We start from the raw sequence: 26,430 nt of genomic DNA on the forward strand, positions 1-26,430 counted from the left end.
CGCCGTCCGGGAATCATGGAGATGGCCCCCGTACGTTGGAACAACTACCGGGCCGATGTCAGACCCGCCTTGTAGGGTCTGATCACCACCGATCGGCAGGAATGCCGTCCTGTCGAACATGTCGGGCGAAATGAGCGGGGTGAGGGTAATGGCGACCAAGGACACCGGCGGCGGCCAGCAGAAGGCGACGCGCTCCACGGAGGAGACCGAGGAGCAGGCGCCGGAGGCGCAGGCCTCGGAAGACCTCAAGGAACGCCAGGAGAAGCTGAGCGACGACGTCGACTCGGTTCTTGACGAAATTGACGATGTACTCGAGGAGAACGCCGAGGATTTCGTGCGCTCATTTGTGCAAAAGGGTGGGGAGTAAAGGCAGGTTGGTCACTTCGCCTTCGAAGTGAAGGATTCGGGGGGTCGAGTGGTGGACGGGCCGAAGAAGTGCACAGGCTGCAAGCGGAGCCTGCCTTCCGACGCGTTCGCGCGGGACAGGAATCGGGCCGATGGCCTTCAGGTGCGATGCCGGGAGTGCGTGGCGGAGTACAGCGCCGCGCACTACCGGCGCCGCCGGGAGGCGATGGGGAAGTCGGTACGTGAGAAGGCGGACGTCCCCGCAGGGCGCAAACTCTGCCGTACGTGCGGCGAGGTGAAGCCGCACAGTGAATGGCATCGGAACGCCACCGCCCCCGACGGCCTGTCAACACGTTGTAAGTCGTGCCGCGCCACCCAGGGACGTCAAGATCATCTAAAGCGCCAGTACGGTCTCACCGAAGCTGAGCGCGACGGGTTGATCGCCTCTCAGGGAGGCGTCTGCTGCATATGTCTGTCGGCCCCCGCCGCACATGTGGATCACTGCCACAAGACGGGTAGGGTCCGTGGCGTACTGTGCTTCAGCTGCAACGCCGCACTGGGGCAGTTCAAAGATCGGCCCGATGCCATAAGGCGGGCTGCTGCATACGTGGAAGGAAACGCGTGGAAGCCAACACTCGTAGCACCGGGCGTCTACCAGCTGCCTTCCTGACGCCTGGGTCCTCGTCGTTCATGGACTTTCTGTCCGATCACCAGCCGGAGATGCTGCCCGGCAACCGGCAGCTGCCTCCGATGCAGGGTGTGATCGAGGCGCCGCACGGGACGACGATCGTGGCCGTGACCTTCCCCGGCGGCGTGGTGCTCGCCGGTGACCGGCGGGCGACCATGGGTAACGTCATCGCGCAGCGGGACATCGAGAAGGTGTTCCCGGCGGACGAGTACTCGGCCGTCGGTATCGCCGGTACCGCCGGTCTCGCCGTCGAGATGGTGAAGCTGTTCCAGCTGGAGCTGGAGCACTTCGAGAAGGTCGAGGGGGCGCAGCTCTCGCTGGAGGGCAAGGCGAACCGGCTGTCGACCATGATCCGTTCCAATCTGGGCATGGCGATGCAGGGGCTGGCCGTCGTGCCGCTGTTCGCCGGGTTCGACGTGGACCGCGACCGGGGCCGGATCTTCTCCTACGACGTCACGGGCGGCCGTTCCGAGGAGCACAACTTCGCGGCCACCGGTTCGGGCTCGGTGTTCGCGCGCGGGGCGATGAAGAAGCTGTTCCGTGGCGACCTGTCCGAGGACGAGGCCACGACGCTGGTGGTGCAGGCCCTGTACGACGCGGCCGACGACGACTCGGCGACGGGTGGTCCCGATGTCGCCCGCCGGATCTACCCGATCGTCACCGTGATCACCGAGGACGGTTTCCGCAGGCTCACCGACGAGGAGTCCTCCGAGATCGCCCGCTCGATCCTGGAGCGCCGCCTGGAGCAGCCGGACGGCCCGCGCGCCGCCCTGCTGTAGCAGCGGCCCGTTTCTTGTCCCGAGTGATCCAGTGACTTCGACAGATTCGAAAGAAAGGGACGGTTAGCCGGTGTCGACGCCGTTTTATGTCTCACCTCAGCAGGCGATGGCGGACCGCGCGGAGTACGCGCGCAAGGGCATCGCCCGTGGCCGCAGCCTGGTCGTGCTGCAGTATGCCGACGGCATTGTGTTCGTCGGCGAGAACCCGTCCCGTGCGCTGCACAAGTTCAGCGAGATCTACGACCGGATCGGCTTCGCCGCCGCCGGCAAGTACAACGAGTACGAGAATCTGCGGATCGGTGGCGTGCGGTATGCCGACCTGCGGGGTTACACCTATGACCGTGATGACGTGACCGCCCGCGGTCTGGCGAACGTGTACGCGCAGACACTGGGCACGATCTTCTCCTCGGCCGGTGAGAAGCCGTACGAGGTGGAGCTGGTCGTGGCGGAGGTCGGTGAGACTCCGGACGGTGACCAGATCTACCGGCTGCCGCATGACGGTTCGATCGTGGACGAGCACGGTTCGGTCGCGGTGGGTGGCAATGCCGAGCAGATCGGCAGTTACCTGGATCAGCGTCACGAGGACGGCATGAGCCTCGCGGAGGCGCTGAAGCTGGCGGTGCAGGCTCTGTCGCGGGACACGAACGGTACGCAGCGGGAGATTCCGGCGGAGCGGCTGGAGGTCGCCGTGCTGGACCGTACGCGTCCGCAGCAGCGGAAGTTCAAGCGGATCGTGGGCCGTCAGCTGGGCCGGCTGCTGGAGACGGACGGTGCGTCGACGGAGGCGGAGAGCGCCGAGGAAGAAGAGTAGTCCCGCCCGGTTTTCTCCTTGTGTGCCCCGGCCGATCTCTCGGCCGGGGCACAGGGCGTTTCAGGAGGCGCCTGGTGGGGCTGTGGAGCCTCGTACGACGAGTTGGACGGGGATGTCTCCCGCGTCCGGTGTACGGCCTTCCAGGACGGCCAGGAGGGCTTGCATGCCGCGTTCGCCGAAGAGCTCGGCGTCGAGGCGTACGGTCGTCAGCTCGGGGTCGAGGGCGGTGGCGAGGGTGAGGTCGTCGAGGCCGGTGACGGAGATGTCGTCGGGGATGCGCAGGCCGAGGCGGCGGAGGGCTTTGTAGGTGCCGGCGGCGAGTTTGTCGTCGTCGCAGACGACGGCGGTGGGGCGGTGGGGGTCCGGGGCGCTCAGGGCGGCCTCCGCGGCCCTGAGGGCGCCTTCGATGGTGATGGGGGCGTGTGCGGTGCGCAGGGATGTTCCGGGTGTCGCTGCGAGCCGTGTGGCGAGTTCACGCGCGCGTACCTCGAAGGTCCAGGAGGGGATGTCCGCGGCGAGGTGCAGGAAGTGGCGGTGGCCGAGGGCGAGGAGGTGGTCGGTGACCTGGCGGACGCCGTCGGCGATGTCGAGGTTGACGGTGGCGGCGCCGAGGCTGCCGGCGGGGTCGCTGTCGAGCATGACGAGGGGGAGCTGGTCGCCGCGGATGGCGGTGAGGGCGTCGGCGGCCATGGAGGAGGCGAGGACGCCGTCGAGGGCGGCCTGGGCGGAGGCGAAGGGGTCGCGGGCCGGGCCGACGCCTTCGGGGGAGGGGTAGAGGACGACTCCGAAGCCGTGGTCGGCGGCGACGCGGGCGGCGCCGGTGTAGACGCCGGCGAAGAATTCGGTGGTGAGGGCGGGTACCACCAGGAGTACGGTGCGGGTGCGGCCGAGGCGGAGGTTGCGGGCGGCGAGGTTGGGCCGGTAGCCGAGGTCGCGGGCGGCTTGGCGTACTCGTTGGGCGGTGGTCTCGGAGACCCGGCCGCGCCATTTGTCGCCGAGGACCAGGGAGACGGCGGCCTGGGAGACGCCGGCGGCTTGGGCGACGTCACGGCTTGTGGGGCGGGTGCTGCCTTGTGCCACCGTCCGTCTGCTCCTTCGTCTGGACTCGTGAACAGCGCACATGGTACGTATGACGAAGGACGTTATACGTAAAACTTCAGCCGGAAGGGCGACCGATGGCCAGGAGATACCTGGAGATCCTCCGGGCGAGGCACGCCGCCCGGCTGCTGACCGGCACGCTCGTCGGCCGGCTGCCCAACGCCACGTCCGCCATCGCGATCATGCTGTTCGTGCGGGCGGAGGGCGGCACATACAGCCTGGCGGGCGCGCTGGTGTCGGTGTACGGCGTGGCGAGTGCCGTGGGCCAGCCGGTGCTGGGGCGGCTGGTGGACCTGTACGGGCAGCCGCGGGTGCAGTTGCCGGCGGCGGTCGTCTCGGCTCTGGCGATGGCACTCTTCGCCTTCACGGGCACCGATCCGCTCCCGTTGGCGTACGTCGCCGTGGTGGTCGCGGGGTCGTTCACGCCTCCGCTGGAGGGCGGGCTGCGGGCGCTGTGGCCGTCGGTGCTGAAGCGGGAGGACCAGGTTCACACGGCGTATGCCATGGACGCGGTCGCCCAGGAGGTGATGTTCACGGTCGGGCCGCTGCTGGTGACCCTGTGTGTGGCGCTGGGGTCGGAGCGGGCGGCGCTGCTGGTGCTGAACGCGGTGGGGGTGCTGGGGGCGCTCTCGGTGGTCGTGTCGCGGCCCTCGCGCGCGTGGCGTTCGGCTCCGCGGGAGGCGCACTGGCTGGGGGCGCTGCGGTCGCCCGCGCTGCTGGTGCTGCTGGGCGCGTTGCTGTGTGTGGGCGTGGCGATGGGTTCCATCACGGTGGCCGCGGTGCCGTATGCGGACGACCACGGTGGTGACGTGGTGTACGGCTGGCTGATGGCGGCTCTGGGCCTTGGCGCCCTGCTCGGTGGGCTGGCCTATGGAGCGCGGGAGTGGGCGGGGGTGCCGGAGCGGCGACTGCGGGTGCTGGTGGGGCTTCTGGCGGCGTGTTATCTGCCGCTGGCTCTGATGCCGGGCGCGGTGGCGATGGTGGCGCTGGCGGTGCTGGCCGGGGTGTTCCTGGCGCCGGTGCTGGCCTGTGCGTTCGTCATCGTGGACCGGCACGCGCCGCGCGGGACGGTGACGGAGGCGTTCTCGTGGCTGGTGACCATGTTCACGGTCGGCGCGTCGGTGGGAACGGGCCTGGCGGGTCCGGTCGTCGAGGCGGGCGGGGCGGTGTGGGGGTTCGCGGTGCCGGGTGCGGCGGGTGCCGTGTCATTGCTGGTTTTGCTGGTCACGGGGCGGGTACTGGCGGCTCCTGCGGGAAGTGCGGTGGTTGCGGCTTCATCGGAAAATGATCCAAACCGTGCGGCCGAACCCCGTTTCAGTTCCGGTGATCGGGCGTAATGTTCAGTCATGGACCGCCGCATTTTCGGGCTGGAGAACGAGTACGGCGTCACGTGCACGTTCAGGGGACAGCGCCGCCTGTCGCCTGACGAGGTGGCGCGGTACCTCTTCCGCCGTGTCGTGTCATGGGGCCGAAGCAGCAATGTCTTTCTGCGGAACGGCGCCCGCCTCTATCTGGACGTGGGATCGCATCCGGAATACGCAACACCGGAATGTGACAATGTGACCGAGCTGGTCACCCACGACAAGGCCGGCGAGCGCATTCTCGAAGGACTCCTGGTGGACGCGGAACGACGCCTGCACGAGGAAGGAATCGCGGGCGACGTCTACCTCTTCAAGAACAACACCGACTCGGCGGGCAACTCTTACGGTTGCCACGAGAACTACCTGGTGGCCCGGCACGGGGAGTTCTCCCGGCTCGCGGACATCCTGATTCCGTTCCTGGTGACCCGGCAGCTGCTGTGCGGCGCGGGCAAGGTGCTGCAGACGCCCCGCGGGGCGGTCTACTGCGTCAGCCAGCGGGCCGAGCACATCTGGGAGGGCGTCTCCTCGGCGACGACGCGCTCCCGGCCCATCATCAACACTCGCGACGAGCCGCACGCGGACGCGGAGCGTTACCGTCGGCTGCATGTGATCGTGGGCGACTCGAACATGTCCGAGACGACCATGCTGCTGAAGGTCGGGGCGACCGACCTGGTGCTGCGCATGATCGAGGCGGGCACGGTGATGCGGGACCTGACCCTGGAGAACCCGATCCGGGCGATCCGCGAGGTCAGCCATGACCTCACGGGCCGGCGCAAGGTGCGCCTGGCCAGCGGCAGGGAGGCGTCGGCGCTGGAGGTGCAGCGCGAGTACTACGAGAAGGCCGTGGACTTCGTCGAGCGTCGCGGTATCCGCACGGGCACGGTCGACCAGGTCCTGGAGCTGTGGGGCCGCACGCTGGACGCGATCGAGGCCGAGGATCTGGACCGGATCGGCACCGAGATCGACTGGGTGATGAAGTACCAGCTCATCGAGCGGTACCGGGCCAAGCACAACATGACGATGTCGCATCCGCGCGTGGCGCAGATAGACCTCGCCTACCACGACATCCACCGTCGTCGTGGTCTCTACTACCTGCTGGAGCGCAAGGGCCAAGCCGCGCGGATCTGCAACGACTTGAAGATCTTCGAGGGCAAGTCGGTGCCGCCGCAGACCACCAGGGCGCGGTTGCGCGGCGATTTCATCCGCCGGGCGCAGGAGCAGCGCCGGGACTTCACGGTGGACTGGGTGCACCTGAAGCTCAACGACCAGGCACAGCGCACGGTGTTGTGCAAGGACCCGTTCCGTTCGGTGGACGACCGGGTGGAGAAGCTGATCGCCGGAATGTAGGTATGCGTCCGGAAAGACCTCCGGAACGCCACACGGGCGCCGTACGTTTTCCGTACGGCGCCCTTCTCACGCCGTAGAGTTGCGCGCACGCCCTTCACAAGATCAACCGATTACGAGGCTTTATCGTGCGCCGACGCTCACTCATCCTTGCCGCCGTACCCGCGGGACTGGTCACGCTCTCCGCGTGCAGTGACGACGACAAGTCCGACTCGAGCAAGTCGAGCGACAGCCCGTCGCCCTCGGCCTCGGAGACCTCTGCCGCGCCGGCGCCGAAGATCGTGGACGGTCCGCTGCCGGCGGTCACGGCGGGCACCAAGTTCGGTGAGAAGCCGACGGTCGCGAAGGGCAGCGGTGATCCCTCGGACCAGCTGGCGGTGAAGACGCTGATCGCGGGCGGCGGGAAGGTCGTCGCGGAGAACGACTACGTCCAGGCGAACTACCTGGGGCAGATCTGGGACACCGCGAAGGTCTTCGACAACTCCTACGACCGTAAGACGCCGTTGGTCATCCAGCTGGCCCAGGGCAGCATCATCGACGGCTGGCGGTATGCGCTGGCGGGCAAGAAGACCGGCAGCCGGGTGGAGTTCTCGGTGCCGCCGACCTGGGGTTACGGCGCAGAGGGCCAGGCGCAGGCCGGTATCAAGGGCACCGACACGCTGGTGTTCGTGGTGGACCTGGAGAAGACGTTCACCGCGAGCAGCTCGGCCGAGGGCAAGGACGTCCCGCAGGACGGCGCCAAGCTGCCCACGGTCGGCACCAACACCGACGGCAAGGCGCCCGACATCAAGATCCCCAAGGTGGACCCGCCGACCAAGCTGGTGGCGAACTACGTCATCGAGGGCGACGGCGAGGCGGTCGCGGCGGAGAACAACGTGCTCGTGCAGTACAAGGGCGTCATCTGGGACACCGGCAAGGAGTTCGACTCGACGTACAGCCGCAAGGCGCTGACGTCGTTCGGGCTGTCGCAGGTCGTCAAGGGCTGGGCGCAGGGTTTGACGGGCAAGAAGGTGGGCAGCAGGGTCGTCATCGTGATCCCGCCGTCGCTGGGCTACGGCGACAACCCCCCGAGCGGCAGCGGTATCGAGAAGGACTCCACGATGGTGTTCTCGGTGGACATCCTCGCGAAGTGGTGAGGCGGCCCCGGTGCGTCCGGGATGCGAGACTGTGTGTGTTGTTTCCCGACAAGCAGGAGCCAGAGACGTGAGCAGCGAGAAGCCCGAGATCGACTTCCCCGAAGGCGAGCCCCCGGCGGACCTGGAGATCAAGGAAATCTGGGAGGGCGACGGCGAGGTCGCGCAGGCCGGTCAGACCGTCACCGTCCACTATGTGGGTGTCTCCTTCAGCACCGGTGAGGAGTTCGACGCCAGCTGGAACCGCGGCGCTCCGTTCCGCTTCCCGCTGGGCGGCGGCCGGGTCATCAAGGGCTGGGACCAGGGTGTGCAGGGCATGAAGGTCGGCGGGCGTCGCCAGCTGACCATTCCGGCCCACCTCGCTTACGGCGACCAGAGCCCGACTCCCGCGATCAAGCCCGGCGAGACGCTGATCTTCGTCGTGGACCTGATCGCGGTCTGAGCGGTCCCAGCGGGAACCGACCGGAGTCGATCATCTCTCGATCATCCGGGGCCCATGCCCGTGCGGGCATGGGCCCTCGGCTTTTGCCAGGCCACCGCGGGGCGGTACGGTCATCGTTCGTAAGCACCATGGGGAAGGTGAAGGGCGTCGATGGCCATTGCCAAGGCCGAGCGGCTGATGAACCTCGCGCTGTGTCTGCTCGGTACGCGCAGGCCGCTCAGCAAGCGTGAGCTGCGGGATTCCATCGAGGCATACGTCGAGGCCGTCAGGCCGGGAGAGGGCGCGGCGGGGTCCGACGACTCCTTCAACCGGATGTTCGAGCGGGACAAGGACGATCTGCGCGAGCTCGGCCTGGTCATCGAGACCGTGGAGAGCCTGGACGGCGAGGTCGGCTATCTCGCCCGCCGGGACAGCAACCGGCTGCCGCCCATCACCCTGGACGCCGAGGAGGCCGCCGCCCTGGGCCTGGCCGCGAAGGTGTGGCAGCAGGCCCGGCTCGCGGGCGCGGCCAGCGGCGCGCTGCAGAAGCTGCGCGCGGCCGGACTCCCCGAGGACGTCGACCCGTACGAGACGCACGGCGCTCTGGAGCCGCGGATCCCCGTGCACGAGGCGGCGTTCGAGCCGCTGATGCTGGCCTGCCGCGACCGCCGACCCGTCGTCTTCGACTACCGCAAGGCCACCGCCGCGCGTCCCGAGCCCCGGCATGTGGAGCCGTGGGCGCTGGAGTGCTGGCGCGGCCACTGGTACCTGGCGGGCTTCGACCGGGACCGGGGTGCCGAGCGGGTGTTCCGGCTGTCGCGGATCACCGGCAGGGTGCGTGCGCGCGGTACGGGCTTCACCGTGCCCGTTCCCGATGTCGTCACCGTCCGGGGGACCGTCGCGAGCTGGGCGGGGGAGACCGCCGACCGCAGTGCGCTGATCCGGCTGCGGAAGGGTGCCGGGTACCCCTTGCGGGCGAAGGCCACCGCCGTGCGGGAACTCGGAGACGGCTGGGACGAGTTGGAAGTTCCGTACGGGCACGGGCTGGACGCGTGGCTGGTGGAGTTCGGGCCCGATGTGGTGGTCCTGGAGCCGGCCGAGCTGCGTTCGGACGTGTTGGACCGGCTGCGGGCCGTGGCCAAGGGCTGAGGGGGAGCGAGCAAGACAGTGGCAGGCAAACCGGCCAGGCCGGCCAACGCCATCGACCAGACGCGGCGGATGCTCTCCCTGGTGACGTATCTCAGGGAGCGCCCCGGCGCGCGGATCGAGGACGTGGCGCGCGCCTTCGGCATCACCGAGGACGAACTGGTCTCGGACCTCGATGTGCTGCCCATGTGCGGCACCAGTTTCCGCGGCGGCGACCTCCTCGACATCGACACCGACGGCGAGCGCATCTGGTGGCACAATCCGGCGGCGCTCGGCGCGGAGGCGGCGGAGCCCCTGCGGCTGGCTGCCGACGAGGCGACCGCGCTGCTGGTGGCCGCGCGGGCGGTGGCGACCCTGCCCGGGCTGCGCGAGGGGGACCGGCAGGCCCTGCTGCGCGCGACCGCCAAGGTGGAGACCGCGGCCGGTGAGACGGCCGGGGCCAGCGCACGGCTGTCCGTGACCTTCGAGTCGGAGGGCGGGGTCTTCGCCGACGTCGACCGGGCGATCTCCGAGCGCCGCCGGCTGTGGATCCGCTACTACTCGCCGGCCCGCGACGAGCTGAGCGAGCGCGAGATCGACCCCATCCGCCTGGTCAGCGTCGGGCACACGTACGTGGAGGCCTGGTGCCGCCGCTCCGAGGCCCGGCGCACCTTCCGGCTGGACCGGGTCGCCGAGATCAAGGTCCTCGACGAGCCGTCCGCGCCCCCCGAGGTCGAGCTGCGGGACCTGTCGGAGGCGCTGGTGCAGCCGGCCGCCGAGGATCCCGAGGTCGTGGTCGAGGTCGGCCCGGGTGGCCGCTGGGTCGCCGAGTACTACCCGCACGACAGCGCCGATGAACTCCCGGAGGGCGGCCTGCGTATCACTCTGCGCACCCCCGACCCGGCATCGCTGCGGCGGCTGGCCCTGCGGCTCGGCCGCGACGGCCGGATCGTCTCACCGCCGGACCTCGCCGACAGCGCCCGCCGCGCGGCCCGCGAGGCGCTCGCGGCGTACGACGGGATCGAGGCAGAGGGCATCGACGGCGCGGGCGGCGCGTCCGTCGGCGCCCGCGATGCGGACGGCTCGGCCGCGCACGGTTCGTACGCGGACGGTGCGGCGGAGGCGGGCGAGGCGACGGGTGCGACCGCGGGGCCGTACCCGCCGACCGGCGGGCGGAGCGACAGGCAGTTCGAGGGGCGGGAGCAGCTGTGAGTGAGTCGGTGACGTCCCCCGGTGCGGGGGGTATCTCGGTGGCTTCGGCGTTCGCGGGCATGAGGAGTGTGGCCCCGGTGACGTTCCGGGCCGGCTGCCCCGACTGCCGGGGCCGGTTCGAGCTCGCCGCCGGGGCGCTGCGGCTGGCCATCGGCGCCACGGACCGCACCACCTTCTACTCCTTCACCTGTCCCGACTGCGGCGCGGCCGTCCGCAAGCCGGCCGGCGAGCGGATCGTGGAGCTGCTCACCGGCGGCGGGGTGCGGACCCTGCGCCTGCACACGCCGTAGGACGGTCTAGGCTCGGCGCATGTTCTGGCCGATGTTCGCCGTAGCAGTGGGTTTCGTGGGTCTCACCGTCCTCGCGGTGTTCGCCGTCCGGGTCTTCCTGGAGGCGCAGCGGCTGGGCCGGCAGGTCACGGAGTCCGCCCGCCGTATCAGCCGGGCCGCCGAGGAACTCGAACGGGCGTCGGCGAGCGCGGCCCGGGCTGTGGACACGCTGTGAGCAGCGCTGTGGTGAGGCTGGCGTGGGGCTGTGGCGGTTCTGTGAGTCCGGCGGCGAATGCGTTTTGGGCCACTTCGCCCTCCCGCCGTGGGACCGGGGGCGGGTAGTGTGCAGATCGCGGCCCGGAGAACGAGGCCTGGACCGCGGACCGGGAGTACGCACGGGGATTGCCTAGCGTTCACCCCTGAGCGTTACGATCGCTGCCAGCACCATCGTTCGGACAGCTGTCTGAACGATCGGACAGCACCCCCACCCAGCCGCCTCGGTGAGAAGGTAAAGACTTATGTTCGGAAGGCTCGGCGCCCCCGAGATCATTCTCATCCTCGTCGTCGTCATCCTGTTGTTCGGCGCCAAGAAGCTTCCCGACATGGCGCGCTCGCTCGGCAAGTCCGCTCGCATCCTCAAGAGCGAGGCCAAGGCGATGAAGGAAGAGGGCAGCGGCACGGCCACCCCGGCCGGCCCGCCCAACAACGACGAGCAGCCCCCGGCGCAGCGCACCATCCAGGCCGCCCCCGGTGACGTGACCAGTTCCCGTCCGGTCACCGAGCCGACGGACACGACCAAGCGCTGACGCAGGGCCGGTGACCTCCGGCCCGCCGCACGAGATGGGAACGTGGGTTGCTGAAGTCTGCCCGCAAAGAGGAGAAGGACCCCGAGGGGCGGATGCCCCTCGCGGATCATCTCCGTGAGCTCCGCAACCGGCTCGCGAAGGCCATGCTGGCCATCGTCCTCGTGACGGTCGTCGCCGCCTTCTTCTACAACGACATCATCAACTTCCTCACCAAGCCGATCCTCGACTCGGTCGGTTGCGGGAAGACATTCGAGCAGATCACGACCGCGCTCAAGGACGGCGACAGCGTCAACAAGTGCGCGAGCATCACGATCAACGGTCTGCTCGCCCCCTTCACCCTCGCCCTTCAGGTCTCCCTGATGGCGGGCATCGTGTTCGCCTCGCCGGTCTGGCTCTACCAGCTGTGGGCCTTCGTCGCGCCGGGCCTGCACAAGCACGAGCGCAAGTACGCGTACGCGTTCGTCGGCATGGGCGTCCCGCTCTTCCTCGGCGGTGGCTACTTCGCCTACCGGGTGCTGCCCACCACCGCGAAGGTGTTGATCGACTTCACCCCGGGCAGTGTCACCAACCTGTTGCCGCTGGACGACCTGCTACAGCTCGTCACGCGCATGGTCATCGTCTTCGGCCTCTCCTTCGAGCTGCCGCTGCTGCTGATCTTCCTCAACCTCACCGGGATGATCACGGGCAAGCGCATGCTCGGCTGGTGGCGCGCCATGATCATCGGCATCACGGTCTTCGCGGCCGTGGCCACGCCGAGTACGGACCCCATCTCGATGCTGGCGCTCGCGGGACCGATCTGGATCCTGTACTTCGGCGCGTGTGCCTTCTCCTTGCTGAACGACCGCCGCAGGCGCCGCCGCGACGCCCTCGGCCCCGCCGACGACGAGGCCTCCGAGCTGGACCTCACCCCCGAGGACATCGGCGAGATCGAGACGGTGAGCGCGAGCCGCTCGCTGCCGGAGCAGTCGACCACGGAACGGGTCAACGGCTACGACGACGTGACCTGACGGTCCGAGAAACCGAACCATCGGCGGCCGGCCGCGCTCACCCAGCGCGGCCGGCCGCTCACGTATCGCCCGAGCGCTGCCCCCGTGCACCCCTGAACTGCGTGAACCGAGGTTTCACCGGCTCTTATCCGGATAATGATCGTCCTGTTGTCAGTGGCGCCCGGTACGCTCGAAAGCACGATGACAGAGGATCTCTCACCGGCCGAGCGGTACGCGGCGGCGCGCAGGCGTGCCGTGGAGCAGGCCACCGCGCTCGCGTCCTTCCGCGAGATGTACGACTTCGGCCTCGACCCCTTCCAGATCGAGGCCTGTCAGGCACTCGAGACGGGCAAGGGCGTCCTGGTGGCCGCCCCCACCGGCTCGGGCAAGACGATCGTGGGCGAGTTCGCCGTCCACCTCGCCCTCCAGCAGGGCAAGAAGTGCTTCTACACGACACCCATCAAGGCGCTGTCGAACCAGAAGTACTCCGACCTGTGCCGGCGCTACGGCAACGACAAGGTCGGCCTGCTCACCGGCGACAACAGCGTCAACTCCGACGCCCCGGTGGTCGTGATGACCACCGAGGTGCTGCGGAACATGCTGTACGCCGGTTCGCAGACCCTCCTCGGCCTCGGATACGTGGTGATGGACGAGGTGCACTACCTCTCCGACCGCTTCCGGGGCGCGGTGTGGGAAGAGGTGATCATCCACCTTCCCGAGTCGGTCACCCTGGTCTCCCTCTCCGCGACCGTGTCCAACGCCGAGGAGTTCGGCGACTGGTTGGACACGGTCCGCGGTGACACCGAGGTGATCGTCTCCGAGCACCGGCCCGTGCCGCTCTTCCAGCACGTCCTCGCCGGACGGCGGATGTACGACCTGTTCGAGGAGGGCGAGGGCCACCGCAGGGCGGTCAACCCCGACTTGACGCGCCTGGCCAGGATGGAGGCCAGCCGGCCGTCGTACCAGGACCGCAGACGGGGCCGCGCGATGCGCGAGGCCGACCGGGAGCGGGAGCGACGGCAGCGGTCCAGGGTGTGGACCCCGGGGCGGCCGGAAGTCATCGAGCGGCTCGACGCCGAGGGCCTGTTGCCCGCCATCACCTTCATCTTCAGCCGCGCCGCGTGCGAGGCCGCCGTCCAGCAGTGCCTGTACGCCGGCCTCCGGCTCAACGACGACGAGGCGCGGGCGAGGGTCCGTGCGCTCGTCGAGGAGCGCACCGCCGCCATCCCGCACGAGGATCTGCATGTCCTCGGCTACTACGAGTGGCTGGAGGGCCTCGAGCGCGGTATCGCCGCCCACCACGCCGGCATGCTGCCGACCTTCAAGGAGGTCGTCGAGGAACTGTTCGTGCGGGGGCTGGTCAAGGCCGTCTTCGCGACGGAGACCCTCGCGCTCGGCATCAACATGCCCGCGCGGTCAGTGGTCCTGGAGAAGCTCGTCAAGTGGAACGGCGAGCAGCACGCCGACATCACCCCCGGTGAGTACACCCAGCTCACGGGGCGTGCGGGCCGGCGCGGCATCGACGTCGAGGGCCATGCGGTGGTGCTGTGGCAGCGCGCCATGAACCCCGACCACCTCGCGGGGCTGGCCGGCACGCGCACCTATCCGCTGCGGTCCAGCTTCAAGCCGTCGTACAACATGGCGGTCAATCTCGTGGAGCAGTTCGGGCGGCATCGGTCCCGGGAACTGCTGGAGACCTCGTTCGCGCAGTTCCAGGCGGACCGGTCGGTCGTCGGGATCTCCCGGCAGGTGCAGCGCAACGAGGAGGGCCTGGAAGGCTACAAGGCCTCCATGACCTGCCACCTCGGCGACTTCGAGGACTACGCGCGACTGCGCCGCGAACTCAAGGACCGCGAGACCGACCTGGCCCGGCAGGGCGCCGCCGAGCGGCGTGCCGAGTCGGCGGTGGCCCTGGAGAAGCTGAAGCCCGGTGACGTCATCCATGTGCCGACGGGGAAGTACGCGGGTCTGGCGCTGGTCCTCGACCCCGGGCTGCCCGCCGGGCGGGCCAACGGGCACCGCGGCTTCGAGCAGCACGACGGGCCGCGCCCGCTGGTGCTGACGGCCGAACGCCAGGTGAAGCGGCTGGCGTCGATCGACTTCCCGGTGCCGGTCGAGGCGCTGGAGCGGATGCGGATCCCGAAGTCGTTCAACCCGCGCTCCCCGCAGTCCCGTCGGGATCTCGCGTCCGCGCTGCGCACCAAGGCCGGGCACATTCCGCCGGAGCGGGCCCGCAAGAAGCGGTCCCAGGCCGCGGACGACCGCGAGATCGCCCGGCTGCGGACGGCTATCCGCGCGCATCCCTGCCATGGGTGCGACGAGCGTGAGGACCACGCCCGTTGGGCCGAGCGCTACCACCGGCTGATGCGGGACACCTCGCAGCTGGAGCGGCGGATCGAGGGGCGGACGAACACCATCGCCCGTACCTTCGACCGGATCGTCGCGCTGCTGACCGAGCTGGACTATCTGCGGGGCGACGAGGTCACCGAGCACGGGAAGCGACTGGCGCGGCTGTACGGCGAGTTGGATCTGCTGGCGAGTGAATGCCTGCGGGAGGGCGTGTGGGAGGGGCTCGGTCCCGCCGAACTCGCCGCCTGTGTCTCCGCGCTGGTGTACGAGGCGCGGGTCGGGGACGACGCGATGGCGCCGAAGCTGCCGTCCGGCAAGGCGAAGGCCGCGCTCGGGGAGACGGTCCGGATCTGGGGGCGGCTCGATGCCCTCGAGGAGGACTTCCGGATCAGCCAGACGGAGGGCGTCGGGCAGCGCGAGCCCGATCTCGGCTTCGCCTGGGCCGTGTACATGTGGGCCTCCGGGAAGGGGCTCGACGAGGTGCTGCGGGAGGCGGAGATGCCGGCGGGGGACTTCGTGCGGTGGTGCAAGCAGGTGATCGACGTGCTGGGCCAGATTTCGGCTGCGGCGCATGCTGAGGGGTCGACCGTGGCGAAGGCCGCGCGGAAGGCTGTTGATCAGGTGCTGCGGGGGGTTGTCGCCTATTCGTCGGTGGGGTGACCTGTGGAGGGGCGGCTGCGGGGCTGTGCGGGGCTGGTCGCGTCCACGCGGCGGAGCCGCATATGGATACAGCCCCGCGCCCCTTGGGTAACTGACCTCAGCGCTTGCTGAGATATGAGCGCCAGCCCCCATACCGGGTGATGTCCTCGGCGTTCGTCAGTGCGTTCGGCTCGCAGAGGAAGCCCGGGACGCTGGACCCGTCCGCCAGTTCGACTCTGCCCAGGGTCATCGGGCGGGGGAGGGACGACAGCAGGCGGCCCAGGCCCTCGGCCGGTAGGCGCCAGATCTCCGCCTCGATTTCCGTGCCTCCCTCGCCCACGTGCTCCAGGCCCGGCTTCGGCGGCGTCGTGCGCAGCGCGTGCAGGCGGTAGACGGCGGCCGTGGTCGTCGTACGGTCCAATACCGCGCCCAAGGACAGTAGTTGGGGGTTCAGTGGCTGGTCCGACAAGTGGGCGCCCACCACTGCCAGTCGGGTCTGTGGGCGGAGCAACTCGGCGATGCGGGTCAGGCGTTCGTCCGTGTAGGCCGGGCCGATGAGCATCACGCCGAACGGGAGGCCGTTCACCTCGCCGGCCGGAGCGGCCACCGCCGCCAGGTCGAAGAGGTTCGTGGAGTTGGTGAAGCGGCCCAGGCGGGCGTTGGCGCCGAGCGGGTCGGCGGCGACCTCGGCGAGGGTGGGGTGGCCGGGGGCGGTCGGCAGGAGCAGGGCGTCCGCGTCGGCGAGTTCCGCCAGGGCCCGGGCGCGCAGGGCGGCCAGGCGGTCCTGGTCCGCGAAGAGCCGGTGGGCCGGGATGTCACGGGCGCGGGTGATGATGCCGGCGACCGTCGGGTCCAGGCCCTCGCCCCCCTCCGCGAGCAACTTGTCGACAAAGCCGCCTACCGCCGTGTAGCGCTCGGCCACGAACGCGCCCTCGTACAGCATCGCCGCGGCCTCGGTGAACGGGGTCAGGTCGAGGGCGCGGATCTCGGCCCCGGCCGCCACGAGCTGCCGTACGGCCGCCTCGTAGGCCTCCGGCCAGCCCTCGTCCAGTTCGCCGAGCTGGGCGAGCGGTGGGACCGCGATGCGCCAGGGGCCGGGTGCCCTGCCGGGGACGGACGGGATCGTGCCGGTGGTCATATGGGCCAGGGCCCGCTCCGCCTCCGGGAGGGTGCGGGCGAAGACCGTCACGCAGTCGAGCGACGCGCAGGCGGGGACGACGCCCTCCGTCGGGACCAGGCCCCGAGTGGGCTTCAGGCCGACGATGCCGTTGAAGGCGGCCGGGATCCGGCCCGATCCCGCGGTGTCCGTGCCGAGCGCGAAGTCGACGATGCCCAGGGCCACCGCGACGGCCGAGCCGGAGCTGGAGCCGCCGCTGATCCGCGCCGGGTCGTGGGCGCCCCGGACCGCGCCGTGCGGGGAGCGGGTGCCCACCAGGCCCGTCGCGAACTGGTCCAGGTTCGTCGTGCCCAGCGGCAGGGCGCCCGCCGCTCGCAGTCCGGCGACCACCGGGGCGTCTTCACGAGGCTCGTAGGCGTACGCCGGGCAGCCCGCGGTCGTGGGCAGGCCCGCCACGTCGATGTTGCCCTTGGCGGCGAACAGGCGGCCGGCGAGCGGCAGGTGCTCGCCCCTGGCCACGCGTTCGTCCAGCGAACGGGCCTCCGCCTCCACCTCGTCCCTCGGGCGGAGGTCGATCCAGATCTCCGGGCGGTCGACCGCTTCGATGCGGGCGTAGGCGGCACGGACACGGGAGAGAGTCGTGGACATTTCCTGTTCCTCGTTCCTCTTCAGTTCGCGGGTGGGGCCAGGACGACCAGGGCCGTTCCCGCCTCCACCTGGTCGCCCGGGCGGGCCAGGACCTGCGCCACCACGCCCGCCATCGGTGCGTGCACCCTGGACTCCATCTTCATCGCCTCCAGAGCGAGCAGCGGCTGACCCGCCGTCACCTCGTCGCCCGGCGACACGTTCAACTGCCATACGGACGCGGCGAACTCGGCCTCGACCAGCCTGCCGCCCGCCGGGACGGTCACCTCGGCCGCGGGAGCGGGCGGCGCGGCGGCGGCCTCCGCGCGGGTGAACTCGCCCGCCGCCTCCCACGCGTCCCGCTCCGCCGCGAACGCCGTCTGCTGGCGCTGCCTGAACTCTTCTATGGAGTCGGCGTGTTCGGCCAGGAAGGCCTGGTGGTCCGACAGGGAGAAGGTGCCTTCCTCGATGCGGGGTACGAAGCGGCCGGAGGTGATGTCGGCGCGCAGGTCGAGGAGTTCGTCCGCGTCGACCGGGTACCAGCGGATCCGGTCGAAGAAGCGCAGCAGCCAGGGCGAGCCCGTCTCGAACGCGCCGCGCTGCTGCCACGGCGACCAGACCTGGGTGGTCCGGCCCACGAACTGGTAGCCGCCGGGGCCCTCCATGCCGTAGACGCACAGATACGCGCCGCCGATGCCGACCGAGTTCTCGGCGGTCCAGGTGCGGGCCGGGTTGTACTTGGTGGTCACCAGGCGGTGGCGCGGGTCGAGGGGGGTGGCCACGGGGGCGCCCAGATAGACGTCGCCGAGGCCGAGGACCAGGTACTCCGCCGCGAAGACCGTGTCGTAGACGTCCGCCGGCGACCGAAGGCCGTTGACCCGGCGGATGAACTCGATGTTCCAGGGGCACCAGGGCGCGTCGTCGCGGACGCCCGCCATGTAGCGGGCGATGGCCTCGCGGGTCGCCGGGTCGTCCCAGGAGAGCGGGAGGTGCACCGTGCGGGAGGGGACCGTCAGTTCGTCGGTGGGCGGGAGGGAGGCCGCCATCCTCCGTACGACGGCGAGGAGTTCGTGCTGGGGGAGGCGGTCCGGGTCGGTCCGGATCTGGAGGGAGCGGATGCCCGGGGTCAGGTCCGTCACCCCCTCCAGGCCGGCCTGCGCCACCGCTTCCATCAGGGCGTGGACCCGCATGCGCAGGGCCAGGTCAAGGTGCATCGGCCCGAACTCGACGAGCAGGTTGTCGTCGCCGCTGCGGCGGTGGGTGATGTCCCCGTCGCGGGCGAGGACACCGCCGTCGACGATGTCGGGGCGCGGTGCGCCGGTCACGTCCACCGGTTGGAAGCGGACCGTGTCGCCGGGGCGCAGCTGGCCCAGCTTCCAGCGCTCGGAGCTGAGGACGGTCGCCGGGCACACGAACCCGCCGAGCGAGGGGCCGTCCGGGCCCAGCAGCACCGGCATGTCGCCGGTGTAGTCGACGGCGCCGACGGAGTACGGGGTGTCGTGGATGTTGGACGGGTGCAGGCCCGCCTCGCCGCCGTCGGTGCGCGCCCAGCGCGGCTTGGGGCCGACCAGGCGTACACCGGTGCGGGCCGAGTTGAAGTGGACCTTCCAGTCCGCGGCGTAGAAGTCGCGGATGTCGTCCTCGGTGAAGAACTCCGGTGCGGCGTGCGGGCCTTCGACGGCGCCGATGTGCCAGACGGAGGTGAAGGACGGGCGGTCCGTGGCCGGGGTGCCCTCGGTGACCGTTCCGCCGTGCAGGACGTCTCCCGTCCGCAGCGCCCGTCCGCCGTGGCCGCCGAACCGGCCCAGCGTGAAGGTGCTCGCGCTGCCGAGGAAGGAGGGGACGTCGAGGCCGCCGGCGAACAACACGTAGGTGCGCAGGCCGTGTTCGCTCGGTGCGCCGATCTCCAGCAGGGCACCGGCCGGCACGGTCACCGGCTCCCACTGTGCCACCGGTGCGCCGTCGAGCGTGACGGGGGCCGGGGCGCCGGTCACGCACACGGTCGTGGGGTGGGTGAACCTCAACGACGGGCCCTGGAGGGTGCATTCGAGACCGGGGGCGGCCTCGGGGTTGCCCAGTGCCCGGTTGCCGAGCCGGAAGGAGCGGTCGTCCATCGGGCCGGACGGCGGGACCCCGACCTGCCAGTGGCCGGTACGCCCCGGCCAGTCCTGCACGGTGGTGAGGGTGCCGCCGGAGACGACCTCGACGCGCGGGGTCGGGTCGACGACCGTGGCGAGGGTCGCCGTGGAGTGGGCGGACGTGGTGAAACGGGGGTCCGCGAGCGCGGCCCGGACCAGGCCCAGGTTGGTCTCGATGCCGTCGACCCGGGTGCGGGCCAGGGCCTCGTCGAGCCGCCGCAGCGCGTGGGCGCGGTCGGAGCCGTACGCGATCACCTTCGCGAGCATCGGGTCGTACGACGTGGTCACCTCGGTGCCCGTCTCCACCCAGCCGTCGACGCGCACCCCGGGGGGGAACTCGACCCGGGTCAACAGGCCCCCGCTGGGCCGGTGTTCGCGGCTCGGGTCCTCGGCGTACAGACGGGCCTCGACGGCGTGGCCGCGCGGCGGTCCCGGGTCGTGTACGACGTCCCGCTCGCCGCGCGCCAGGCGCAGCATCCAGGCGACGAGGTCGACGCCGTAGATCTCCTCGGTGACCGGATGCTCCACCTGGAGGCGGGTGTTGACCTCGAGGAAGTAGGCCTCTTCGCGTGCGGCGTCGTACACGAACTCGACGGTGCCGGCGGAGCGGTAGCCCACCGAGGCGCACAGGTCACGGGCGCTCAGGGCGAGTTGTTCTCGGATGCGGGAGGGCAGTCCGGGGGCCGGGGCCTCCTCCACGACCTTCTGGTTGCGGCGCTGGAGGGAGCAGTCGCGGTCGCCGAAGGTGACGACCCGGCCCGCGCCGTCGCCGAAGACCTGCACCTCGACATGGCGGGCGTGCTCGACGAGCCGTTCCAGGAAGACGCCGGCGGAGGAGAAGGAGGCGGCGGCGACCCGCTGGACGCGCTCCCAGGCGTCGGTGAGTTCTTCCTCGGACCGGCAGGCCGACATACCGATACCGCCGCCTCCGCCGGTCGCCTTGAGCATCACCGGGTAGCCGATGAGCCCGGCCTTCTCCAGTGCCTCGGGCAGGTCCGCCAGGAGTCCGGTGCCGGGGGCCAGCGGGACACCTGCCGCCTCCGCCGCCGCGCGGGCCGTGTGCTTGGCGCCGAACAGCTCCAGCTGCTCGGGCGTCGGGCCGACGAACACGATGCCCGCGTCGCCGCAGCGGCGCGCGAAGGCCGCGTCCTCCGAGAGGAAGCCGTAGCCGGGGTGGATCGCGCCCGCGCCGGTGTCCTTGGCGGCCCTCAGGACCAGGTCGGTGTCGAGGTAGGACTCCTTCGCGGGCGCCGGGCCGAGCCGTACCGCCTCGTCGGCGAGCCGGACGTGGGGGGCCGAACGGTCGGGGTCGGAGTACACGGCGACGGTGCGCAGGCCCAGTTCGCGGGCGGTGCGGATGATGCGGACCGCTATCTCGCCCCGGTTGGCGACCAGTACCTTGTCGAAGGTCATGCCGGTGCCCCGGTGATCGTCATCTCCACCGCCGTCGGCTCGAAGCCGTTGCACGGGTTGTTGATCTGGGGGCAGTTGGAGACCAGGACGAGGACGTCCCGCTCGGCGCGGAGCGTGAGGGAGAGGCCGGGGGCGGAGAGGCCGTCGACGATGCCGAGGGTGCCGTCCTTCTCGACCGGCACGTTCATGTACCAGTTGATGTTGGAGACCATGTCCCGCTTGCCCAGGCCGTGCTTCGCGCCCTCGGCCAGGAAGTTGTCCACGCACGCGTGCTGAGCGAAGGTGTGGTGGCCGTAGCGCAGGGTGTTGGACTCCTTGGAGCAGGCGCCGCCGACGGTGTCGTGGCGGCCCACGGCGTCGGCGGTCACCGTCATCAGCGGGGTGTGCTCGTTGGACATCAGCGCGCTGCCGGTGGTGAGGAAGATGCCGCCCTGGGCGTGGATCGTGTCGGGGGCGCTGTAGCGCACGGACGTGTCGTGGGCGTCGTACACGAGGAAGTCGACGGCCTGGTTGCCGTGCAGGTCGGTGATGGTGAGCGACTCGCCGGTCCTGATCACGGACGACCAGGCGGCGCGGGCCGGGACGACGGTCCTGGTGCTCATGAGAGCCCCCTCGCGGTGAGGAATTCGGCGGTGTTGAGGAAGGCGCGGCGGCCCTCGGGGGTGGCGTCCCACAGCGGGTCGCCCGGCGCGGTCGGTGCCGCGCGCCAGGCGAGGACCTCCAGCGGGGTGCTGACGTAGTCGGGGCGCGGGTCGGCCGGGTGCGGCACGTTGGCGATCAGCACGGTCACGTCCTGCTCGGCGCGCAGGGTGACGCTGCCGCCGGGGCCCGCCGAACCGGTGAAGTCGAGGGTGCCGTCCTCGCGGACCTCCACGCCCTGGAAGAACGACAGGGAGGGCGGCAGGTCGCGGGGTGCGAGGCCGTTCTTGGCGGCGGCCAGCTTGAACAGCTCACGACCCGCGGGGGAGTCGGACTGAGGGGTTCCGTCGCCATAGCGCTCGGTGTTCCGTACGAGGGTGGAGGTGCCGCACAGCGCGTCGTGCCGGCCGGAGGTGTCGGCGACCAGGGAGGCGAGGACGCGGCCCTGGTCGGACAGGAGCAGGACGCCCTCGCCGAGGTAGGCGTTCCACTGGACCTTGACCGTGTCGGCGACGTTCAGCCGCTCCCAGGGGCGGCCGTCGACGTACAGCAGCAGGTGGGCGCAGGCGTCGCCGTGCAGGTCGGTCAGGCGCAGTTCGGTGCCGCGGGCCAGGATCCGGTGGGTGTAGTTGCCGCCGGCCACGGTCTCGGCCCACACCAGGTGGCCCGCCTCGCAGGGCGGGGCCGGCCAGTCGGCGGCCGGGACGACCGGCATGGCCTCGGCACGTGTGCCCTCCTGTGCGCGGGCGTGGGCGCGTGCTCCGTACGTGGTCGCTGTTGCCGCCATGGCGGACCTCCGGCTGCCGAGGTGTCGTCTGCTCAGGATTAATTTCTGTCGCCCGACAGAAATTAGGGGCGCCCCGGGTCACCGGCATTGCCCACACGTTGCGGACCGGTTACCGAGCCCTCACGAAGCCCACCTGGGGGTGCCTCACGGCATCGCCGGATGCCGCCCGCATGCCGTCCGGACGGTGCCCGCATGCCGTCCGGACGGCGCTCGGGGGCTGCGCGGAGACCGGCCGGGGGCCGGCGGGAGGCCGGCGGGAGATCGGCGAGGGTGGTCGTGTGCGAGGATCGAACGCATGGAGAGCAGTGGTGGCGGGCGGCGGGTCGGCAGGCCGCGGGCCGCGCAGCGGCCGGACAGCGGCCTCGCGCCGCGTGCCGAACTGCTTGCCGCCGCCGCGGAGTTGTTCACCACCCGCGGTTACGCGGCCACCACCACCCGGGCCGTCGCCGAGCGGGCCGGGATGCGGCAGGCGTCCATGTACCACTACGTCTCCGGCAAGGAGGAACTCCTCGCCGACCTGCTGGAGTCCACCGTGACGCCGTCGCTGGCCTGCGCCCGTGAGCTGCTCGCCGACGACGTGCGGGCGTCCGAGGAGCGGCTGGCGGAGCTGTGCCGCACCGACGTGGAACTGCTCTGCGGCGGGCCGCACAACCTCGGCGGGCTCTACCTGCTGCCCGAGGTGCGCACCGAGCGGTTCGCGGGCTTTCATGCCGTGCGCGCCGAACTCAAGGACGCCTACCGGCAGTTGATCGCCGCGACGGCGGCGGGCGGCGCGCTGGTCAAGAGCGAGCTGGATCTGCGCACCGATCTGGTCTTCGGGCTCATCGAGGGCGTCATCCTCGTCCACCGCTCGGATCCCGAGCGGTCCGTCGCCGAGTTCGCCCGCGCCACCGCGGACGCGGCGCTGCGCATCGTGGGGGCCGCGGCGGCCTGAACGCCGCCCGGGAGCGGCCGACTCACCCGTGCCGGTGAAGGACTTCCGTACACCCGAACGAAGTTACTCCTTGTGTTCGAGTGATTCCCCTGTGTGTAAATGGGGTTGAGGTTACTCCACGCATGCGGTCGGTTTCATGGGGTTGCCGAATATGACACGGCGATGATCCGGTCGGACTAAGCTCGCCCGCGACGCACCGAGTTGAGATGAATTCGTGCGCCTGTTCCCAATTGTTCCGAAGATGCCGACACATCCCTACAGAGGGTGCCCACATGGTGAGTGTTCAGTCCCCACCCGGTCGCCGAGAACTTTCCTTCCTGCGTCTGATGCTGCTGCCGGCGATACTGACGGCCGCGGTGACCGGAGCCGCCGTCGCCCTGGTGACGGCGCCGGCCCGGCTCGCCGTCGGCGTCTGCGGGGCGGTCGCCACCGTTCTGGTGACCGGGGCCGGGGCCGGAGCACTGCGCCGCGCCCGCCGGCTGCACGAGCTGTGCAGGGCGAAGGACCAGCGCGTCGCGTACCTGGAACGGCGCGTGGCCGCCCACCAGGACGAGAACCACCGCCTCGCCGAGGACTACGTGCCCCTGGCGGTGGAGTGGCTCCGTGGCGGCAGTTCCCCCAGGGAGGTGATGCTCCACATGGGTGAAGACGATCCGGCCTTCCGGGAACTCGACGACGCGCAGCGCAAGGTCGTCATGAAGATCCTGGACATCGTCGACTACGAGCACGCCCTGCGCGACTCCGCCGAGCGCGCCTTCGTCAGCGTCGCCCGCCGGGTCCAGGCGATCGTCCACCAACAGTCCGCCGAACTGCGGGAGATGGAGGAGGACCACGGGCGCAACCCCGAGGTCTTCGACGACCTGCTCCGCGTCGACCACGGCACCTCGCTGATCGGCCGTCTCGCCGACACCATCGGCGTGCTCGGCGGCGGCCGCCCGGGCCGCAGCTGGCCCTCGCCCATCCCGCTGTACAGCGTGCTGCGCGGCGGCATGTCCCGGATCCTGGAGTACCACCGCATCCAGCTGGACTCCATCGCCAAGGTCAACATCCGCGGCATCTCCGTCGAGCCGCTCATCCACGCGCTCGCCGAACTCCTCGACAACGCCACCCGGTTCTCGCCCCCGCAGACCAAGGTGCACGTCAACGCGGTCGAGGTGCAGACCGGCATCGCCGTCGAGATCGAGGACGCGGGCGTCAGCCTCAGCGAGGAGACCCGCGCCAAGACCGAGAAGATGCTCGACGAGGCCAAACGCGGCGTCACCATGCACGACCTCGGCGGCGCCCCGCGCCTCGGCCTCGCGGTCGTCGGCCGGCTGTGCACCTCGTTCAACCTCCAGGTGTCGCTGCGCACTTCGGCGTACGGCGGCGTCCGCGCCGTCCTCATCATCCCCAGCGAGATGCTGACCACCGACCCCGCACCCGGCTACGCCCACGGCATCGGCGCCACCTCCAACCAGATCGACCTGAACGCGCTCGAGGGCCCCAAGCGCCGGCCCAAGAAGCGCCGGCCCACCAATCCGAAGATCCCGGCCAACGTCTCCCTCGAGGACGACGTGCCCATCGTCACCGAGTGGACCGAGAAGGGCCTCCCGCAGCGCCGCAGCAAGCAGACGATCACGATCACCCAGCGCTACAAGGAGGCGTACGCCGCGCAGGCGGCGGCCGAGAAGGCCGAGCGCGAGGGCAGGCCCAACCCCGACCCGTTCGCACAGCCACGGCCCGAGGCCGCGCCCGCGAAGAAGAAGCGGGAGCCCGGAGTGGCCTTCGAGGCCTTCTGGGAGGGCCTCAAGAAGCAGGCGCCCCCGGGTGTCCACCCGACCGACTTCACCCGCAATCCCACCGCGTACCTGCATCTGATCGAGGACAAGGCCAAGTCCGCGCCCGACTCCGCGCCCGACGACGAAGGAGACCTCACGTGATCCAGCAGCGCCAGAACTTCGACTGGGTGCTCAAGGAGCTCTACGACGGCGTGCCGGGCATCGAGATGATCGTCGTGCTCTCGGCCGACGGGCTGCGCATCGCCCGCTACGCCGGTGACCCCGACGCCGCGGACCGGGTCGCCGCGGCCTGCGCCGGACTGCAGAGCCTGGCCGGCGCCGTCGCCGACGAGATGGACAGCGTCCAGGGCGAGATGAACCTCATCATGATCGAGATGGAGGGCGGCTACTTCTACATGATGTCCGCCGGTGCCAACGCCTACCTCGCCGTCCTCTCCGACGTGTGCTGCGAGCCCGGCCGGATGAGCGCCTCGATGCGTGACCTGGTCGTGCGGATCGGCGCCCATCTGACCAGCCCGCCCCGCCGCAACGGGCAGACCGTATGACGCCTCCGCAACGCCGACGGCGCCACCCCCTGCCCGACCCGCCGCCCCCACCGCCGCCGCCCCCGCAGGAGCAGGAGGGCGGCCAGGACGGACTGGACGGACAGGACGCACAGGAAGGGGACGGGCCGAAGAAACCCGAACGGCTCTACATCATCACGGGCCCCGACGGGGAACGGGCCCCCCTCGACCTGGTGACGTTAGTCGTGGCGCGTGCCGAAGCGCCCTCCTCGGCCACCCCGGAACAGATCTCGGTGCTGCGCATGTGCGCCGCTCCGCTGTCCGTGGCCGAGGTGTCGGCCTATCTCGGCCTGCCGTTCAGCGTGGTGTCGGTGCTGCTCACCGAGATGCTGGCGGCCGAACTCGTACAGGCGCGCGCCCCGATCGTCCGGCAGAAGCTCCCCGACCGTTCCCTCCTCGAAGCGGTGATGCATGGACTTCAAAGGCTCTGAGCTGCTCCCCGGCCCACGGGTCGAGGATCACTTGCCGCACACCACGACGGCCGCGGCGAAGATCGTCATCGTGGGTGGCTTCGGCGTCGGCAAGACCACCATGGTCGGTGCCGTCAGCGAGATCAAACCGCTGACCACCGAGGAGACCATGACCCAGGCCGGCATCGGCGTCGACGACGACTACGGCTCCGACACCAAGACGGCCACCACCGTGGCCATGGACTTCGGCCGTATCCGCATCACGGACAAGGTGGTGCTCTACCTCTTCGGCACGCCCGGCCAGGAACGCTTCTGGTTCCTGTGGAACGGCCTGTTCGAGGGCGCGCTGGGCGCCGTCGTCCTGGTCGACACCCGCCGGCTCGAGGTCAGCTTCGAGGTCATGGGCCGGCTGGAGGAGGGCGGCGTGCCGTTCGTGGTCGCCGTCAACACCTTCCCCGACGGGCCCCGTTACCCCCTCGACGACCTGCGCGCCGCCCTCGACCTGCACCCCGACGTACCGATCGTCGAGTGCGACGCGCGCCGCCGGGCCTCCAGCCGGGACGTCCTGATGACCCTCATGCAGTTCCTGCACTCCCTGGCGCTGAACGGCACCCTCGCCCGACCGCACCCCCCGCACCCCCGCATCTCCTGAACCCCCACC

At 70.5% G+C, this 26,430-nt stretch carries 25 protein-coding genes; 20 read left to right on the forward strand and 5 right to left on the reverse strand.

Going from position 1 to position 26,430, the window contains the following annotated elements:
• Positions 1-148: 148 nt before the first annotated feature.
• The 4 genes from ACFPIH_RS41000 to prcA all read left to right on the forward strand — a co-directional run bounded on the left by ACFPIH_RS41000 (position 149) and on the right by prcA (position 2,623).
• The gene (locus tag ACFPIH_RS41000) at positions 149-367 is read left to right on the forward strand and encodes a ubiquitin-like protein Pup (RefSeq protein WP_366885842.1); all 219 of its coding nucleotides are present in this window, start codon (positions 149-151) and stop codon (positions 365-367) included.
• A gap of 48 nt (positions 368-415) precedes the next feature.
• On the forward strand, positions 416-1,015 hold the full coding sequence (locus ACFPIH_RS41005) for an endonuclease VII domain-containing protein (protein WP_381177805.1): 600 nt from the start codon (positions 416-418) through the stop codon (positions 1,013-1,015).
• Positions 967-1,812 (forward strand): proteasome subunit beta, encoded by an 846-nt coding sequence (prcB, locus tag ACFPIH_RS41010; protein ID WP_381177802.1) that lies wholly within the window; start codon positions 967-969, stop codon positions 1,810-1,812. Before ACFPIH_RS41005 ends, prcB begins: the two co-directional genes overlap by 49 nt.
• Before the next feature lie 70 nt (positions 1,813-1,882).
• Positions 1,883-2,623, forward strand: a complete 741-nt coding sequence (gene prcA, locus ACFPIH_RS41015; protein ID WP_381177799.1) for a proteasome subunit alpha — start codon at positions 1,883-1,885, stop codon at positions 2,621-2,623.
• Positions 2,624-2,683: 60 nt separating this feature from the next.
• Here the strand turns inward: prcA and ACFPIH_RS41020 are convergent, their stop codons facing one another.
• On the reverse strand, positions 2,684-3,703 hold the full coding sequence (locus ACFPIH_RS41020) for a LacI family DNA-binding transcriptional regulator (protein WP_381177796.1): 1,020 nt from the start codon (positions 3,701-3,703) through the stop codon (positions 2,684-2,686).
• 95 nt (positions 3,704-3,798) lie between these two features.
• On the opposite strand from ACFPIH_RS41020, the gene ACFPIH_RS41025 reads away from it, so the two are divergent.
• The 11 genes from ACFPIH_RS41025 to ACFPIH_RS41075 all read left to right on the forward strand — a co-directional run bounded on the left by ACFPIH_RS41025 (position 3,799) and on the right by ACFPIH_RS41075 (position 15,387).
• Positions 3,799-5,058 carry an MFS transporter gene (locus ACFPIH_RS41025; protein ID WP_381177793.1) on the forward strand — a complete coding sequence of 420 codons (1,260 nt, stop codon included), beginning with the start codon at positions 3,799-3,801 and terminating at the stop codon, positions 5,056-5,058.
• Positions 5,059-5,067: 9 nt separating this feature from the next.
• Positions 5,068-6,429: a Pup--protein ligase gene (gene pafA / locus ACFPIH_RS41030; protein WP_381177790.1), complete on the forward strand. Its 1,362-nt coding sequence runs from the start codon at positions 5,068-5,070 to the stop codon at positions 6,427-6,429.
• A 125-nt stretch (positions 6,430-6,554) separates the two neighbouring features.
• Positions 6,555-7,562 carry an FKBP-type peptidyl-prolyl cis-trans isomerase gene (locus tag ACFPIH_RS41035; protein WP_381177787.1) on the forward strand — a complete coding sequence of 336 codons (1,008 nt, stop codon included), beginning with the start codon at positions 6,555-6,557 and terminating at the stop codon, positions 7,560-7,562.
• A gap of 67 nt (positions 7,563-7,629) precedes the next feature.
• Positions 7,630-8,001, forward strand: a complete 372-nt coding sequence (locus tag ACFPIH_RS41040) for an FKBP-type peptidyl-prolyl cis-trans isomerase (RefSeq protein ID WP_381177784.1) — start codon at positions 7,630-7,632, stop codon at positions 7,999-8,001.
• A 150-nt stretch (positions 8,002-8,151) separates the two neighbouring features.
• Positions 8,152-9,129 (forward strand): helix-turn-helix transcriptional regulator, encoded by a 978-nt coding sequence (locus ACFPIH_RS41045; protein WP_381177782.1) that lies wholly within the window; start codon positions 8,152-8,154, stop codon positions 9,127-9,129.
• Between the two features lie 18 nt (positions 9,130-9,147).
• On the forward strand, positions 9,148-10,317 hold the full coding sequence (locus ACFPIH_RS41050; protein ID WP_381177780.1) for a helix-turn-helix transcriptional regulator: 1,170 nt from the start codon (positions 9,148-9,150) through the stop codon (positions 10,315-10,317).
• Positions 10,314-10,607 (forward strand): hypothetical protein, encoded by a 294-nt coding sequence (locus tag ACFPIH_RS41055; protein WP_381177777.1) that lies wholly within the window; start codon positions 10,314-10,316, stop codon positions 10,605-10,607. Before ACFPIH_RS41050 ends, ACFPIH_RS41055 begins: the two co-directional genes overlap by 4 nt.
• A 19-nt stretch (positions 10,608-10,626) precedes the next feature.
• Complete coding sequence (locus tag ACFPIH_RS41060) at positions 10,627-10,821, forward strand: hypothetical protein (protein ID WP_381177775.1); 195 nt, start codon at positions 10,627-10,629, stop codon at positions 10,819-10,821.
• A gap of 283 nt (positions 10,822-11,104) precedes the next feature.
• On the forward strand, positions 11,105-11,392 hold the full coding sequence (gene tatA, locus ACFPIH_RS41065) for a Sec-independent protein translocase subunit TatA (RefSeq protein ID WP_381177772.1): 288 nt from the start codon (positions 11,105-11,107) through the stop codon (positions 11,390-11,392).
• A gap of 47 nt (positions 11,393-11,439) precedes the next feature.
• Positions 11,440-12,399 (forward strand): twin-arginine translocase subunit TatC, encoded by a 960-nt coding sequence (tatC, locus tag ACFPIH_RS41070; RefSeq protein WP_381177769.1) that lies wholly within the window; start codon positions 11,440-11,442, stop codon positions 12,397-12,399.
• A gap of 135 nt (positions 12,400-12,534) precedes the next feature.
• On the forward strand, positions 12,535-15,387 hold the full coding sequence (locus ACFPIH_RS41075) for a DEAD/DEAH box helicase (protein ID WP_381177766.1): 2,853 nt from the start codon (positions 12,535-12,537) through the stop codon (positions 15,385-15,387).
• A gap of 97 nt (positions 15,388-15,484) precedes the next feature.
• Here ACFPIH_RS41075 and atzF read toward each other — a convergent pair whose 3' ends face one another.
• Genes atzF through ACFPIH_RS41095 form a run of 4 tightly spaced genes read right to left on the reverse strand, consistent with a single transcriptional unit; the run spans position 15,485 to position 22,084 of the window.
• A complete protein-coding gene (gene atzF, locus ACFPIH_RS41080; protein ID WP_381177764.1) occupies positions 15,485-17,131 on the reverse strand; it encodes an allophanate hydrolase in 1,647 nt (548 codons plus the stop codon).
• 20 nt (positions 17,132-17,151) lie between these two features.
• Positions 17,152-20,658 (reverse strand): 5-oxoprolinase/urea amidolyase family protein, encoded by a 3,507-nt coding sequence (locus tag ACFPIH_RS41085; protein WP_381177761.1) that lies wholly within the window; start codon positions 20,656-20,658, stop codon positions 17,152-17,154.
• Entirely contained in the window at positions 20,655-21,260 is a 606-nt protein-coding gene (locus ACFPIH_RS41090; RefSeq protein ID WP_381177758.1) for an urea amidolyase associated protein UAAP2, read from the reverse strand. Before ACFPIH_RS41090 ends, ACFPIH_RS41085 begins: the two co-directional genes overlap by 4 nt.
• On the reverse strand, positions 21,257-22,084 hold the full coding sequence (locus ACFPIH_RS41095) for an urea amidolyase associated protein UAAP1 (RefSeq protein ID WP_381177755.1): 828 nt from the start codon (positions 22,082-22,084) through the stop codon (positions 21,257-21,259). The genes ACFPIH_RS41090 and ACFPIH_RS41095 overlap by 4 nt, the downstream gene beginning before the upstream one ends.
• Positions 22,085-22,379: 295 nt before the next feature.
• Between ACFPIH_RS41095 and ACFPIH_RS41100 the strand changes: the two genes are divergently transcribed.
• The 5 genes from ACFPIH_RS41100 to ACFPIH_RS41120 all read left to right on the forward strand — a co-directional run bounded on the left by ACFPIH_RS41100 (position 22,380) and on the right by ACFPIH_RS41120 (position 26,421).
• Positions 22,380-23,018 (forward strand): TetR/AcrR family transcriptional regulator, encoded by a 639-nt coding sequence (locus ACFPIH_RS41100; RefSeq protein WP_381177753.1) that lies wholly within the window; start codon positions 22,380-22,382, stop codon positions 23,016-23,018.
• Between the two features lie 326 nt (positions 23,019-23,344).
• On the forward strand, positions 23,345-24,937 hold the full coding sequence (locus tag ACFPIH_RS41105) for an ATP-binding protein (protein WP_381177750.1): 1,593 nt from the start codon (positions 23,345-23,347) through the stop codon (positions 24,935-24,937).
• Positions 24,934-25,341, forward strand: a complete 408-nt coding sequence (locus ACFPIH_RS41110) for a roadblock/LC7 domain-containing protein (RefSeq protein ID WP_381177747.1) — start codon at positions 24,934-24,936, stop codon at positions 25,339-25,341. The genes ACFPIH_RS41105 and ACFPIH_RS41110 overlap by 4 nt, the downstream gene beginning before the upstream one ends.
• The gene (locus ACFPIH_RS41115) at positions 25,338-25,790 is read left to right on the forward strand and encodes a DUF742 domain-containing protein (protein WP_381177745.1); all 453 of its coding nucleotides are present in this window, start codon (positions 25,338-25,340) and stop codon (positions 25,788-25,790) included. The genes ACFPIH_RS41110 and ACFPIH_RS41115 overlap by 4 nt, the downstream gene beginning before the upstream one ends.
• On the forward strand, positions 25,771-26,421 hold the full coding sequence (locus tag ACFPIH_RS41120; RefSeq protein ID WP_381177742.1) for a GTP-binding protein: 651 nt from the start codon (positions 25,771-25,773) through the stop codon (positions 26,419-26,421). Before ACFPIH_RS41115 ends, ACFPIH_RS41120 begins: the two co-directional genes overlap by 20 nt.
• Positions 26,422-26,430: the final 9 nt, after the last annotated feature.

The organism is Streptomyces vulcanius (genome assembly GCF_042653945.1).
Lineage (GTDB): Bacteria > Actinomycetota > Actinomycetes > Streptomycetales > Streptomycetaceae > Streptomyces > Streptomyces mangrovi.